General features: G+C 43.1%; 12 protein-coding genes. 8 read left to right on the top strand and 4 right to left on the bottom strand.

The window, feature by feature from the left end:
• Nucleotides 1-348: 348 nt before the first annotated feature.
• The gene (ndk, locus tag IM456_RS03830; protein ID WP_002780036.1) at nt 349-798 is read left to right on the top strand and encodes a nucleoside-diphosphate kinase; all 450 of its coding nucleotides are present in this window, start codon (nt 349-351) and stop codon (nt 796-798) included.
• A gap of 123 nt (nt 799-921) precedes the next feature.
• Nucleotides 922-2,295 (top strand): DICT sensory domain-containing protein, encoded by a 1,374-nt coding sequence (locus tag IM456_RS03825; RefSeq protein WP_287693105.1) that lies wholly within the window; start codon nt 922-924, stop codon nt 2,293-2,295.
• A 225-nt stretch (nt 2,296-2,520) separates the two neighbouring features.
• Here IM456_RS03825 and hpnH read toward each other — a convergent pair whose 3' ends face one another.
• Nucleotides 2,521-3,537 (bottom strand): adenosyl-hopene transferase HpnH, encoded by a 1,017-nt coding sequence (gene hpnH / locus IM456_RS03820; RefSeq protein WP_002733923.1) that lies wholly within the window; start codon nt 3,535-3,537, stop codon nt 2,521-2,523.
• A gap of 212 nt (nt 3,538-3,749) precedes the next feature.
• On the opposite strand from hpnH, the gene IM456_RS03815 reads away from it, so the two are divergent.
• From IM456_RS03815 to IM456_RS03805, 3 genes are all read left to right on the top strand, one after another.
• Nucleotides 3,750-4,571, top strand: coding sequence for an HNH endonuclease (locus IM456_RS03815; protein ID WP_287693106.1), 822 nt, complete (start codon nt 3,750-3,752; stop codon nt 4,569-4,571).
• A 147-nt stretch (nt 4,572-4,718) separates the two neighbouring features.
• Nucleotides 4,719-5,318, top strand: coding sequence for a DUF1517 domain-containing protein (locus IM456_RS03810; protein WP_287693107.1), 600 nt, complete (start codon nt 4,719-4,721; stop codon nt 5,316-5,318).
• Nucleotides 5,275-6,207, top strand: a complete 933-nt coding sequence (locus IM456_RS03805) for a hypothetical protein (RefSeq protein ID WP_149986864.1) — start codon at nt 5,275-5,277, stop codon at nt 6,205-6,207. Before IM456_RS03810 ends, IM456_RS03805 begins: the two co-directional genes overlap by 44 nt.
• A gap of 291 nt (nt 6,208-6,498) precedes the next feature.
• Here IM456_RS03805 and IM456_RS03800 read toward each other — a convergent pair whose 3' ends face one another.
• On the bottom strand, nt 6,499-7,011 hold the full coding sequence (locus IM456_RS03800; protein WP_287693108.1) for a phycobiliprotein lyase: 513 nt from the start codon (nt 7,009-7,011) through the stop codon (nt 6,499-6,501).
• 61 nt (nt 7,012-7,072) lie between these two features.
• On the bottom strand, nt 7,073-7,741 hold the full coding sequence (locus IM456_RS03795; protein ID WP_012267935.1) for a HEAT repeat domain-containing protein: 669 nt from the start codon (nt 7,739-7,741) through the stop codon (nt 7,073-7,075).
• A 304-nt stretch (nt 7,742-8,045) separates the two neighbouring features.
• On the opposite strand from IM456_RS03795, the gene IM456_RS03790 reads away from it, so the two are divergent.
• The 3 genes from IM456_RS03790 to IM456_RS03780 all read left to right on the top strand — a co-directional run bounded on the left by IM456_RS03790 (nt 8,046) and on the right by IM456_RS03780 (nt 10,819).
• A complete protein-coding gene (locus IM456_RS03790) occupies nt 8,046-9,578 on the top strand; it encodes a hypothetical protein (protein WP_287693109.1) in 1,533 nt (510 codons plus the stop codon).
• A 630-nt stretch (nt 9,579-10,208) separates the two neighbouring features.
• Nucleotides 10,209-10,436, top strand: coding sequence for a DUF2281 domain-containing protein (locus IM456_RS03785; RefSeq protein WP_149986861.1), 228 nt, complete (start codon nt 10,209-10,211; stop codon nt 10,434-10,436).
• Entirely contained in the window at nt 10,433-10,819 is a 387-nt protein-coding gene (locus IM456_RS03780; protein ID WP_287693110.1) for a type II toxin-antitoxin system VapC family toxin, read from the top strand. The genes IM456_RS03785 and IM456_RS03780 overlap by 4 nt, the downstream gene beginning before the upstream one ends.
• Before the next feature lie 260 nt (nt 10,820-11,079).
• On the opposite strand, the gene IM456_RS03775 is transcribed toward IM456_RS03780, so the two are convergent.
• Nucleotides 11,080-11,886 (bottom strand): creatininase family protein, encoded by an 807-nt coding sequence (locus IM456_RS03775; RefSeq protein WP_149986860.1) that lies wholly within the window; start codon nt 11,884-11,886, stop codon nt 11,080-11,082.
• Nucleotides 11,887-12,424: the final 538 nt, after the last annotated feature.

The following is a 12,424-nucleotide window of genomic DNA, read 5'->3' as shown; positions in this document are numbered from 1 at the left end:
TAGCGGTAGGGGACTTGCGTGGGAATAATATCCCAATCGATCGGAGGGCGCAAGCTTTGCGCCCCTACAGTAACGGATTTTGTCCACAATGTAGGGGCGAACTGCGTTCGCCCAAAAGGTACATTATCAAAGCGCAAGTCCCTAGCGTAACATGAGCAGGGGTTGGGTTTCATGCTTCAACCCAACCTACGTTCATATTATATTTAATTCCACCCACCCACTTAACTGCTGTAAATCCGACAGCAAGCTAACTCAGCAATTGAAGCGAAAATTCTGCCATTCTCTAGGATGCCATTCCGGGTTAATCTGGGTTTTGTGACAATTTATGACTAAATTTTAAGAGGCAGTATGGAACGCACTTTCTTAATGATTAAACCCGACGGTGTGCAGCGCAATCTGGTGGGGGAAATTATTCAACGCTTTGAAACTAAAGGTTTTACGCTGGTTGGGTTGAAAATGATGCAGGTTTCTAGCGAATTAGCGGAAAAACACTACGCTGTTCATAAGGAAAGACCCTTTTTCCGTTCTTTAGTCGATTTTATTACCTCCTCCCCCGTGGTGGCCATGGTTTGGCAAGGAGAAGGAGTAATTGCCTCCGCTAGAAAAATTATTGGTGCCACTAATCCCCTCAATGCTGAACCGGGTACGATTCGCGGTGATTTTGGCATTAGTGTCGGACGCAATCTTATCCATGGGTCCGATGGTCCAGATACCGCCAAAGATGAAGTTAGTCTCTGGTTTAGCGATGCAGAATTAGCTAATTGGACTCCCGCAATCACTCCCTGGGTGGTAGAATAAACCCCTTTGAGGCAGTCAGGAGCCGGTCGTCAGGAGATAGGAGACAGGAGATGGCTTTTATTTATTCTCCCTTCTCCCCTCTCCCTTCTCCCCATTTCCCCAACCCCCTAATATTCGGAAATTATGACCGTAGAATCCAGCTTACAACAGTTAAAAAGAGCTTCATCTGGACGATTACCCAGCAGTTACGGGGTCTATTTTAAGAATACCCTTGTGGCCCTCTGTCATGCTCTTGAAGATCATATCTTGCAAACTAGCAGCCCAGATAGTACAAATAAACCACTGGTCTTAGTCACCTTTCAACAGGGAAAATGGTATTTACAGGAAGCCGAGCGCTATTTAGATATTGCTCGCTCTTCTCGTCATATTGCGATCGCCGCCGTGGCCGATAGTGGTTTTTCTGAGCATAAAACTGGCAGTTTAGAGAATGTTTCGCTAGTGAACTTAGATAATAGCGATAGTTTGGTTAATGAGTGGAATTTAATCATTCTTTCCCCCGATTACGCCTCCATGGTACTCTGTCATGAGTTATCCCCAGAAGAATACCGGTCTGATAGTCAACCCCAAATAGACACGGAGCGAAAATTCTACGGTTTATGGACATTCGAGCGCGATTTAGTCGAAAAAGCCGCTAGGATCTTAATTGAGCGTCTGCATCCTTATAATCCCAGTCTAGCGGCCGATTTAAGCAGACAACAAGAGGAAATTAGTCAAAATATTAATCCCATTCCCACGGATTTAACGGGAGTAGTCTCTCGCATTGTCACCTATCTGCAAACCAGTCAACAGCAGTTAGTCACCGTCAGCAGACAAGCACGAGAATTAAGCGACTTAGAAGGACAAGCATCCCGTTTAAATAAAAATTTGGCCGCTAATAAACTGCAAGCTTTTCTAAGAATGGCTCAAAAGGTCGATGAAAGAGATATTGATAATCCCCTTGCTTCCCTACAGGTGGCCGCTTTAGCGGAAATGTTGGGACAATTGCTCGATTTACCCACCCTGAGATTACGACGCTTACGATTAGCCGGTTTATTATACCGCATCGGTCTAGCGGAGGCTCCGATCGAAGTTTTTAGACAGCGTGCCAGTCAGTTAGAGGGAGCAAATGCGTTATTTTGGCGGGATCGATCGGTGTTAGGCGCACAATTACTCGCCACTATGCCCGAATTAGCCCCAATTCAACAGATTATTTACCATGAGTTTGAATACTGGGATGGTAGCGGGGTTCCCAACGGCTTAAAAGGGGAAGAAATCAGCCTAGAGTCGAGAATTTTAGGATTATCAGCCTATTTTCAGGAATTAACTCAACCGCGAGGCGACCGACTAGCTCTAGATTTAGGAGAGTCCCTAGAGCGTTGTCAAAATTATAGCGGGATTCGTTTCGATCCCGCTTTGGTAGAAAAATTAAGTTCGGTAATTCGTCTGTGCGAAATGGGATGGATGCAATTACCCGATCGCCCTAGTCAAGTCCCCGCCGTCTGGTTAGAATCAGTTTAGATTAGGGTCTGCTGAAAAAGTTTTTCCTGGGGGTAGGGTGTGGGGTGTGGGGTGTGGGGTGTAGGGTTTTACCCGTTTTCAGGGGGTCAATTACCTAATTAATTTTCAGGGAAAAAGTGCCTAAATTTCCCCCCCGATCCCCCCAAGGTCTGGCACTTTTTGATGGGAAAAAAGTCTAAAATTTTTACCCAACAAGGTTTTTAGATTTATTCAGCAGACCCTAGATTAGACTCCGATTAAACTCTGCATGGCACGTCTCATATTAGCCGGTTTAAAAGCTGCCATGGCCGCGGTCGGTTCATAGCCGCAATGTACCATACAATCGGCACATTGAGGATTGCCACTGGCCCGACCGTAGTTATCCCAATTGGTTTCTGCTAAAAGTTCCCGAAAGCTTTTGTAATGACCTTCGTTGAGCAGATAACAGGGTTTTTGCCATCCTAAAAGACTATAGCTAGGACTACCCCAAGGCGTGCATTCATAGTCCTGTTCACCGATGAGAAAATCGAGAAAGAGAGGATTATGGTTAAAATTCCACTTTTTCTGGCCTGATTTCCAGGGTGAGAGAATTTCTCGGAATAAAGCTCTGGTTTGCTCCCGTTTTAAGAAACTATCTTGATCCGGGGCCCACTCATAACTATAACCGGGGGAAATCATCATACCATCGATACCCAAAGTAGCGAGAAAATCGAAAAATTCCTGCATTTCTCGCGGATCTGTGCCTTCAAAAACCGTGGTATTAGTAGTAACCCGAAAACCTCTCGCTTTCGCCGCTTTAATCCCTTTTACTGCCTTATCGAATACTCCCTCTCGATCCACACAGCGATCGTGATGTTCTTTGAGACCATCCAGATGGACACTAAAGGTAAGATAGGGTGAAGGAGTAAATTTATCTAGGCTTTTTTCCAATAACAGGGCATTGGTGCAGAGATAGACGAATTTTTTTCTGTCCACTAACCCCTTGACAATTTCATCGATTTGTGGGTGCAAAAGCGGCTCGCCCCCGGGAATGGAAACCACGGGAACCCCACATTCTTCCACCGCTGCGAAACATTCTGCTGGGGTAAGATGATTGCGGAGGATTTCCGGGGGATGTTGAATCTTACCGCAGCCAGTACAGGCTAAATTACAGCGAAATAGGGGTTCTAGCATTAAAACTAAGGGAAAACGCTTTTTTCCTGCTAGACGCTGTTTCAAGATATAGGAAGCAACCACTAAAGCTTGTTGTAGTTGGACAGCCATTTGCTCACACCAATAGGATTCTAAGTCATTATAGACTGTTAACAGGACATCAAGGCATAGAACCCTAGAAAATGGCAAAATAAATAAAAGCTGAGGGCTTTTTTGGCTGTTTACTTGATTATCGGATAGATTAAACCCCTTGCCTGATTAATTTTTGCCAGTTCAAAAACGTCCTATCAGTGATCAGTCTTTTTAGCTATCAGCTTTTATTTATGGCAACTTTTCTATTAGCTTGGAATCCTAAACGGTGGCCTTGGAATGACATTGAGGAAATGTCGCAATCAGTTCAGGCTGGGCAATTAGTTACTGCTCGTTGGAGCTGTGGTAATTCTAAACGTCTTCAACGTGGCGATCGTGTATTTTTTATGAGGTTGGGTCAAGAGCCTAAAGGAATTTTTGCATCAGGATTTGCTATTCAAGGTTCCTATGAAGATAGGCATTGGGATAGCGATAAGGCATCCTCTGGAGAAACTGCAATGTTTGTCAGAGTTCGGTTCGATTCATTACTAAGTCCAGCAAAAAGTGATGTTTTACCGCGCCAGTTGCTAGATACAGAACCTTTCAAGGAAATGCACTGGGATACTCAAATCTCAGGAGTGCAAGTGCCTGATAGCGTTGCATTAGAGCTAGAAAAAGTATGGCAAGAATTCTCTAATTCTTCAAGTTTTCTATCGCCTGAAGAGATTTCAGATAATAATGCACATTATGAAGGTGGAGTGCAGCAAGTAACAGTTAATGCCTATGAGCGTAATACTAAAGCTCGAAAAAGTTGTGTTGAATACTATGGTGTAAGTTGCTTTGTTTGTGGTTTTGACTTTAGCAAAGTCTATGGTGAGTTAGGTGATGGTTTTATTCACGTTCACCATCTGCGTCCACTATCGGAGATTAAGCAGCAATATCGGGTTGATCCGATCAATGATCTGCGTCCTGTTTGCCCCAATTGCCATGCTATGATTCACCGCCGTACCCCACCCTTAAGTATTAAGGAGCTTCAGGAGGTGTTAAATAATGCTAGATTGCAGTCAACCACCTAACACTTCACGGCAGCGGACGGACGAAAGCCGCTGGTACTGAGTTCAAGGTTATCTGCCGCCGCTGCGTTTTGTCGATCCAGCTGATGGCTTCAAGACTACTGACTCCTAACCTTAACGACAATTTTTGATTTTTACCAGAGGTCTATTATGAGTTCTTTAGGCGATCGCTTCAAGAAATTTGCGGGAAAAACTCGCTATGTGGTCTGTCGCTTATTTTTGCATCTCTACGGCCAAGAAGTCGCACCGCTGATCGGTATTCTTAATCGTGCTGGCCGGGAGGCGATCGATTCCGAAGGCGATTTAGAGGTCATGGGGGAGGGTTTAGTAGAAATTTGTCAAAATCTGCTGCAGATGAACCTCTATTGGTTTTCTGTGGCTAATGAGGGCGATGTTTTTTGGCATGAGGGGGAAGCGGGAGACTACGTTAACGAACTGTTTACCGATTCCGCGGCCAGATACTTAAGTGAATCGGTGTCTCCGGAAGTGGGGGAAAAGGAACCCTTAACTTTACCCGTCACCGATAACTTAGTTGTTATGATCACAATAGCATTCGAGGGTGAGAGTGCTGCTTTAGAAACTAGCCTAGCCGATCGAGAGGCCCTGGAAGATGGTTTAAAATCAATAATTAACCTTCACTACCAAGGTCGGCTGCGTGCGATTCAGGTACATTTTTCTCCTGCTCAATTGGGAGATGAATTGACCAATGAGCAACTATTACTCAATTTCCCGGAATTGCTGCCTTTATAGTCTTAATTTTGCCATTATGCTGCGCCAAGTAACGACAATCCTTTTAATTCTTACCCTTTGTTGTACAACGGTGGCCTGTGGTTCGTCGTCAAATCAAACTCAGTCACCGTCAGCTAATAACAGCAGTGTAAGACAAGAATCCAATCAGGTTAGTAGCGGTCGCTACGAGGTGCAACAAGCTACCTACGATGACGGAGATGGCACTTATACCTTAATGCTGTTAAACACCCCTGGGGGGACTTCTCCCCTCTTTCGCACCACTAACCTGCAAATGGCTAGATTAAGCGATGAAGCTATCGCTAAAGGGGAAAAAACCGCAGTAGAAATCAACGGTGATCAGGCTACCCTGTACATGACCGAAGATTTTAAAATCGAGTATGTCCATAATGTCACGGAAGTGCGGAACAATCCTCAAACCGGACAACAAGAAACCGTGGTGATTCGGCAAGAATCGAGTTTTTGGAGTCCTTTTTTCGGTGCTGTTGCTGGTCAAGCTTTGGGTAGTTTGCTCTTTCGTCCTCAATACTACGTTCCTCCCCTCTATACTCCGGGAGGTGTGATGACCGGTTTTGGTGGTTACGGTTCCACCTATAATCAGGCAGTGGATCAATACCGGACTAAACATAATAGTCCACCTCCGGCAGTCAAAAATCGGCAAACTCTCCGTTCTACTGGCAATTTACGTCGTTATCCCAGTAATACTTCCTCTAGTCCCAATCGCAGCACCACCACCACCACAAAACCCAGTGGTTCCGGTTATGGTTCGAGTACCCTGAAGAATTCGGGTAAATCTGATAATGTCAAACGTTCTCCTAGTTTCGGTTCCTCTGGTTCCCGTCGTAGCCCTAGTCGCAGTGGTTTCGGCAGCAGCAGACGCGGCCGACGTTAGGAGGATTTGACTGGAGTGGTGGAAGATTAATCCTGTCTTCCCCACCTCAGACATTGGAGATGACAACTACTTAGGGTTTGCTGAATAAATCTAAAAACCTTGTTGGATAGGAATTTTAGACTTTTTCCCCATCAAAAAGTGCCAGACCTTGGGGTGATCGGGGGGGGAAATTTAGGCACTTTTTCCCTGAAAATTAGGTAATTGACCAGATGAAAATCGGTAAAACCCTACACCCCACACCCCACACCCCACACCCTAACCCCACCAACAAACTTTTTCAGCAGACCCTACTTAAGAAGCAACCATTTTGCGAATTTCCGAATAGAAAACCGTCTGGCAATCGCCATTGCCCGACTGAATAATACTGGTACGCAATCTCAGATTAGGACTAGCAAACCAGATTCTTTCCTCGATACGATGGTGATTATCCTCGATGGTTAAAGTTAAAGCTTGATCGCTTCTGAGATGATATTCTCCCAGCGCTGCCGATTTACCGTCCGATGTGATTAATTTTCCTTGCCAAGAATTCTCTGAGGGCAGCCAAACTAAATAGCTAGAACCGATTTTTTTCGGTTGTCCATAGTCCACGGAATTATCCCAAGTCGCTTTCCATCCCCCTAGACTGGTGTGGGACTGACAGTTATTTTCTAAACATAATTGCACCACATCGGCAGCATCGGCAGCCAGCAAATCGATGGTGATTTCTGCTTTATTATTGGCAACTTTTTGGGCAGCTAATTGATAACTGGTGCGCTGAGAAAACCATTTACCCGCACAGAGATTAATAAATTCTTGAATGTCCATGAATGGCTGTAGGCAAAGATCGATCGCTCTGAAAGAATAGATTATTTATTCTATCCTATACCTAGACGTTGGCCAATTTTTGCAAAGATAAACGGGCTGCTTCGCGCACTTGCGGATGTTCGTCTTTGACCAAAAATTTTAAGGCTGCGATCGTTTTTTCCGCCGGAAGATGGCCTAAAGCTTCCGCTAATCGCTGCCGAATTAACCAGTCATCGGAGTTAACAAAGGTTAAAAGCTTCTCGACGGTTTCCACTGCTTTGATTTCGCCAAGGGCAGCAATAGCGGCCTGTTGAATAACCGCTTCGTTACTATCGAGAGCCGATAATAACACCTGTTTAGCCCGAATATCGCCCAAATTGCCCAAAGCGACGGCGGCACTAAAGCGGACTAACCATTGCGTGTCTTCGTAAAAAGCCCGTTGTAGGGGTTCAAAAGCGCGAATATCTTCTAAATAACCTAAGGCCCCCGCAGCATCGGCGCGAATGCCATAATCGGCATCATTGGCTAACAAATCCACTAGGATAGGAAAGCATTCCTCGGTTTGTTTGACTCCCAAAGCAAAGACAGCCATCGATCGCACTGGCAGCATTTCATCATAAAGGACTTTTTTGATCAAGGGTACAGCTTCCTCCGGGGTCACTTCTCGCAGGGATGCCAAGGCCAGCAGACGGTCTTTAGAGTTGCTGCTTTCTAACTGGAGGGCAATGGCTTGTGTATCAGGCTTACTCATTTTTGTCAATCACTTGTAATATTTCTTTAATTCTAACGCAATTCTTGGCAATTCAGAAACGAGAGCGGGGAAAGGATTTCTTGAGGATTTCTTAAGGATTGAGGCGAGAGTTGACTTCCTCCGGGAAACTATAATTTAAGTATGGTAATACGATAAATGCTAGGCTTTCTGATAGATTCAGGAAAAAAATATAAAGCCCCACTCCCCTTCAGGTCAGCGAGGTTGAGATTAAAAAAAACAGATAGCCTAGGGCTAATTAGCTTGTCTAGCGGCAACTGCCACACCTAGACAAGCAGGGGGTGTTATGGTGAAAAATCAAGTTTTTAATACTGGTTCTTTGACTCTAGATACGGAAAAAGAGCATATCTTTGTGTCCGTGACTCCAGACTATCAAAAAGGCCCCGGCATTCAACGGGATGGTATAACTCCTCCCAGAATGCAGGATCCTCATGCAGTGCAGGATATAATGTTTCCTCGACTTGGTCGCACTGCTATTCCTGGCCTAGACTCTACGACCAATAGTTACGAGCAGAGAGCGGGGACTTGGACACTTTATCATCATCTCAAAGAATTCTATGATCAGCTAGGACAGGATTGGCTCATTATTGGCGCCCAAGGTTGTGGGGATCTAACGATGAATCCGTGGCATCTTGCCTATCTTGGCCCTAATTACTACATAAACTCCTTGCAAAATCAATTATGTGGGATGTTTCTCCCCGGAGGCTATCAAGAACCGATCAATCAGCGCATCTATCGGTGTTTGGTCAAATGGTGTGATGCTATGGCTAGACATCTGGGCCATCGTTATGAATTTTTGGATTTAAGATTTATTATGGCTGGAGGGGCAAATATAATACAGATTAACGATCCGAGGGTGGCTCGCAGATATGATGATTTTTTAAGAACGCTACCGGGATACGATGCTAATTTACAGAATATCGCCCCATTTTTAGAGTTTGCCCTAGGGGGAAAAACTATCATTCAACAAGGTGATGTGGTTCCCCTATTTACTGCTATCGATCGATTCCAAGATGTACGCCATATTTTTTGCCTGCCTGGTAAAATCCCATGTGCGGGGAATTTTATGAAGCAGGCTATTGATAAAATTTACTTGGGGGAATATCAACTCTACGGCGATTTGAATGCTAGGCGTGCCGCTTTAAACGGACCGATTATCGTAGAAACTCAATTAATTTCTCCCGGTGGTTTTCTGGAGATCAATCTGGCCGATCCTGCTGTCGCAAACCAGTTGACGAAAAATAACTTTAGACGAGTTGGTGTTTCTCCGCGTCGGGCGGGAGAATATTTTCCTTACCCCGGAGGAGATACGGTAGATATTTACTTTCCCAAGAATATCTATCCTTTCGGAATTTTGGGAATGTCCGGTCAAAGAATTATCTGTTTTGCTTCCTCGGGATTAGGGGCAAGAATCGGCAATACCCTAGAAGGGATTACCTTAATTATGAGCGATGGATTCGGTGCGGAGGAAGCGATGGTTTTAGATGAAGGATATGACGTTTTTCAAATGATCAATCCCATGGAAGATGATCATGCTTTCACTTATACCAACGAGAAATTATTGGGTAGAGTGTTAGCTTTTACCTACGATCAAATGCTTCTAGATAAGGCTGAAAGCGTTAAATATCCGGTGAATGGTCCCGCACTAGGTGGAAACATGAGACAATGGCCTCTCAATCAAAATTTATTGAACCAAGTGGAAATTGATTATGGCATTGGAGCAGCTGGTCTAGATTATACGGATATCTTTCCGGTCAGGTTAAGTCGCTCGCAAATCAGAAGTATTTTGATTGTTGCTGTCCGAAAAAATCATCAATAGGGAGATTCAACTCGGTGCGTCTCAATTTTGTAGAAATACCTAAGATTATATTTTGGACGCACCCTATGCGCCCCTATCATTGGGGAAATAATATTTATTGTCGGGGCGAATTGCACTCATGCTCTTTTAATAACTTCTGCTGCTCACCACAAGATAGCGATCGTGGTGAATTGCCCCGTCTTTAACCTGGCATGGGATGGGATTCTTGCCTAAATCCCAGATTGAGGTCTGCTGGGGGGTAGGGGTAATAATAAATCGAAGACCGACTCCCGAAAACGAAAACTTCGTACCTCATCATTAAGATAACTGCTGTGGCTAATATCCTTAACAATAGGGTTAATTTAGCTTAAACCTCCTGTCAAAGTAAGTTTTCGAGGTGCTATCGGGTCAAAATATTGAAAACCTCAGATAAATTTCACATAATCTTGGGTTTTATGGACGGGATAGTTGTCTCTTGTCTTTTTTTCCTCCTCTGGACTGTCTCGGAGTCTCCTCACGGAAGATTTTTTATTTTTGCAGGAACTCTCTTAAACAAGTTGGGGAAGTGGTTCTACAAAAATTAACTTTATTTATGTTTAAAATGCTATCATGAAGCTTGCATCGTAGATTTCAGTAGATATTGAGAAACCCATGACTATTTCTGGCAATAAAATTACAGAAAGCATTATTAACAAGCTACAGGAAATTCCTCTAGATAAACAAAAACAAATCTTAGAATATGTAGAAGCTCTCACGGAGGAAAAGGAGCCGTCATCTTCCCCTAAAAAACGAATCTTTGGGTTGCATCAAGGAAAGATTTGGATGAGTGATGATTTCAATCAACCCTTACCAGATAACTTCTGGAATTTTGACTCATGAATATTCTCTTAGATAGTCATACTTTAATCTGGTTTTCCCAGAATTCTCCTCAGCTTTCCTCATCAGCAATTGAGATACTAGAAAATAGAAATAATCTTCTTTTCTTGAGTTTGGTCAGCGTCTGGGAAATACAGATCAAGGTACAGTTAGGCAAATTAAATTTAGATATTTCTCTCTCGGAAATAGTTAAAGATCAAACTAAAATTAATGATGTGCAGATTTTACCCATGAAATTATCTCATATTTGGACATTGGACACCTTACCTTATTATCACAAAGACCCGTTTGATCGTTTATTAATTTCTCAAGCAATTACGGACAACCTAATTATTTTAGGCGTTGATTCTGTTTTCGATGCTTATCCCGTACAAAAAATATGGTAAAAATAATGTCGTTTTTTTTATTTTTGTGACTGGTTACAAAATTTCTAAACCCTCAAGGATAAAACTCATGATTGAGATTAATAATTATGCTAAAAATTAACCTATTTGGTTAAAAATTTTTCTATTAATTCTCATAGAAGATGGTGTTCAAATTCCCGAATCAAAGAAGAAGGAAGATGGAGTTTTATCCTTGCTAATAAAATTAGCAATAGACAGTTTAAATGCAGTACAGCTTATTAACAATTCTGATTAATCTTCTATTAATATGACTTCGGTTGACGGAATTGATAAACATCAGCGATCGCTTGTACCCAACCATTAGCAACGGATTCTAATAATCGATCGCCTTTTTCTTTACTTGCATTAGTAGCATCTCCCATCACTCCACTTTTAGTTAATTCTTTAGTTAACCAAGCAAAGGGTAATTTTCCCTCCATAGTTAATAAACTATTTTCTGGCAAACCTTGGGGATATTCTCGGACGGCGCGCTCAATTTTTACCTGTTCTGGCAGTAATGATAACATAATGCTAGTTTCCACATCTCCTGCATGAATACCGTATTCTAATTCATATTCCGAGAATAATTCAGCCGCATTGTGGGGAACTCGCCAAGTGAAAAAAGGAAATACTAAAAAATCGGGATATCGTTGATGAATATCCCTAGCGGCAATTTCCATAACTTGCGGTTGTCCGCCGTGGGAGTTCATTAATACTAACTTGCGAAAACCCGAACGATAGAGACTTTCAGCTATCTCTTGAATCAGCGTTAATAAGGTTGCTGCCGAGAGAGTAATCGTGCCGGGAAAAGACCAATGTTCGTTAGATTTTCCGTAGTAGAGACAGGGTAAAGCGAAAGCGGCGATGTTTGTATCTAATTTCTCGAAAGCTTTGCCTAAAACCCCTAAACTAATGGCAGCATCGACGGCAATAGGGAGATGGGGTCCGTGTTGTTCGATCGCACCGATGGGTTGAATAATTACCACATTTTCCTTATCTGGCATTGAATCTATATCGGTCCAAGTAAGATAGGGAAAATAACGATGAGGGGGAATAAAACCGTGCATCATAATTTTATTGGGGGTGAGGGATTAGGGTTGGGGTAAAAATTACCGTTTATTTGGTAATTTTATCACTAATTCTTGGCAAGGTTGCCAATCGTCGGCTCTTCTCGACTTTGTGTGATAATTTTTGCTTATATAATCGTGCAATGTTTACTGGGAAAGACTTTTAGGACTATTTTGCTGAAGAACCTATCAGTATAGACCTCGTTGCCACAGAGAAACCAGAAGAGCCAATCGGTCTTTATAGGTAATGGCTTGGCAAACCGAATCCCTATAGCAACAAAACCTGTTTCATTAATTAGGGTTTGCTGAAAAAGTTTGTTGGTGGGGTTAGGAGTCAGGAGTCTCCGAGTCAGTAGCCGGTCGTTTCAGGCTTTGTTGCCCTCTTTTTTTGTACCAGTTTATGTACTAAAAGAAGGAGAATGCCAGGTTTTTGAAGGTCTTAATCCTATTTTCGCAGCATGAACATCGGATTTTAACAGGTCAAAAGCCTTATTTTAAAAGGGTTTTACCATTATTCAGCCAGCCCTAAGTATTGTTGTTA

It is taken from the genome of Microcystis sp. M079S1 (genome assembly GCF_020246425.1).
Taxonomy (GTDB): Bacteria; Cyanobacteriota; Cyanobacteriia; order Cyanobacteriales; family Microcystaceae; genus Microcystis; species Microcystis aeruginosa.
The sequence above is the reverse complement of the archived record's forward strand: the minus strand, read 5'-3'. Positions and strand labels throughout refer to the sequence as shown.

Bases quoted from the DNA above. Each gene is read 5' to 3' on its own strand.
- ndk (WP_002780036.1), top strand. From the start codon at position 349: ATGGAACGCACTTTCTTAATGATTAAACCCGACGGTGTGCAGCGCAAT.
- IM456_RS03825 (WP_287693105.1), top strand. From the start codon at position 922: ATGACCGTAGAATCCAGCTTACAACAGTTAAAAAGAGCTTCATCTGGA.
- hpnH (WP_002733923.1), bottom strand. From the start codon at position 3,537: ATGGCTGTCCAACTACAACAAGCTTTAGTGGTTGCTTCCTATATCTTG.
- IM456_RS03815 (WP_287693106.1), top strand. From the start codon at position 3,750: ATGGCAACTTTTCTATTAGCTTGGAATCCTAAACGGTGGCCTTGGAAT.
- IM456_RS03810 (WP_287693107.1), top strand. From the start codon at position 4,719: ATGAGTTCTTTAGGCGATCGCTTCAAGAAATTTGCGGGAAAAACTCGC.
- IM456_RS03805 (WP_149986864.1), top strand. From the start codon at position 5,275: ATGAGCAACTATTACTCAATTTCCCGGAATTGCTGCCTTTATAGTCTT.
- IM456_RS03800 (WP_287693108.1), bottom strand. From the start codon at position 7,011: ATGGACATTCAAGAATTTATTAATCTCTGTGCGGGTAAATGGTTTTCT.
- IM456_RS03795 (WP_012267935.1), bottom strand. From the start codon at position 7,741: ATGAGTAAGCCTGATACACAAGCCATTGCCCTCCAGTTAGAAAGCAGC.
- IM456_RS03790 (WP_287693109.1), top strand. From the start codon at position 8,046: ATGGTGAAAAATCAAGTTTTTAATACTGGTTCTTTGACTCTAGATACG.
- IM456_RS03785 (WP_149986861.1), top strand. From the start codon at position 10,209: ATGACTATTTCTGGCAATAAAATTACAGAAAGCATTATTAACAAGCTA.
- IM456_RS03780 (WP_287693110.1), top strand. From the start codon at position 10,433: ATGAATATTCTCTTAGATAGTCATACTTTAATCTGGTTTTCCCAGAAT.
- IM456_RS03775 (WP_149986860.1), bottom strand. From the start codon at position 11,886: ATGATGCACGGTTTTATTCCCCCTCATCGTTATTTTCCCTATCTTACT.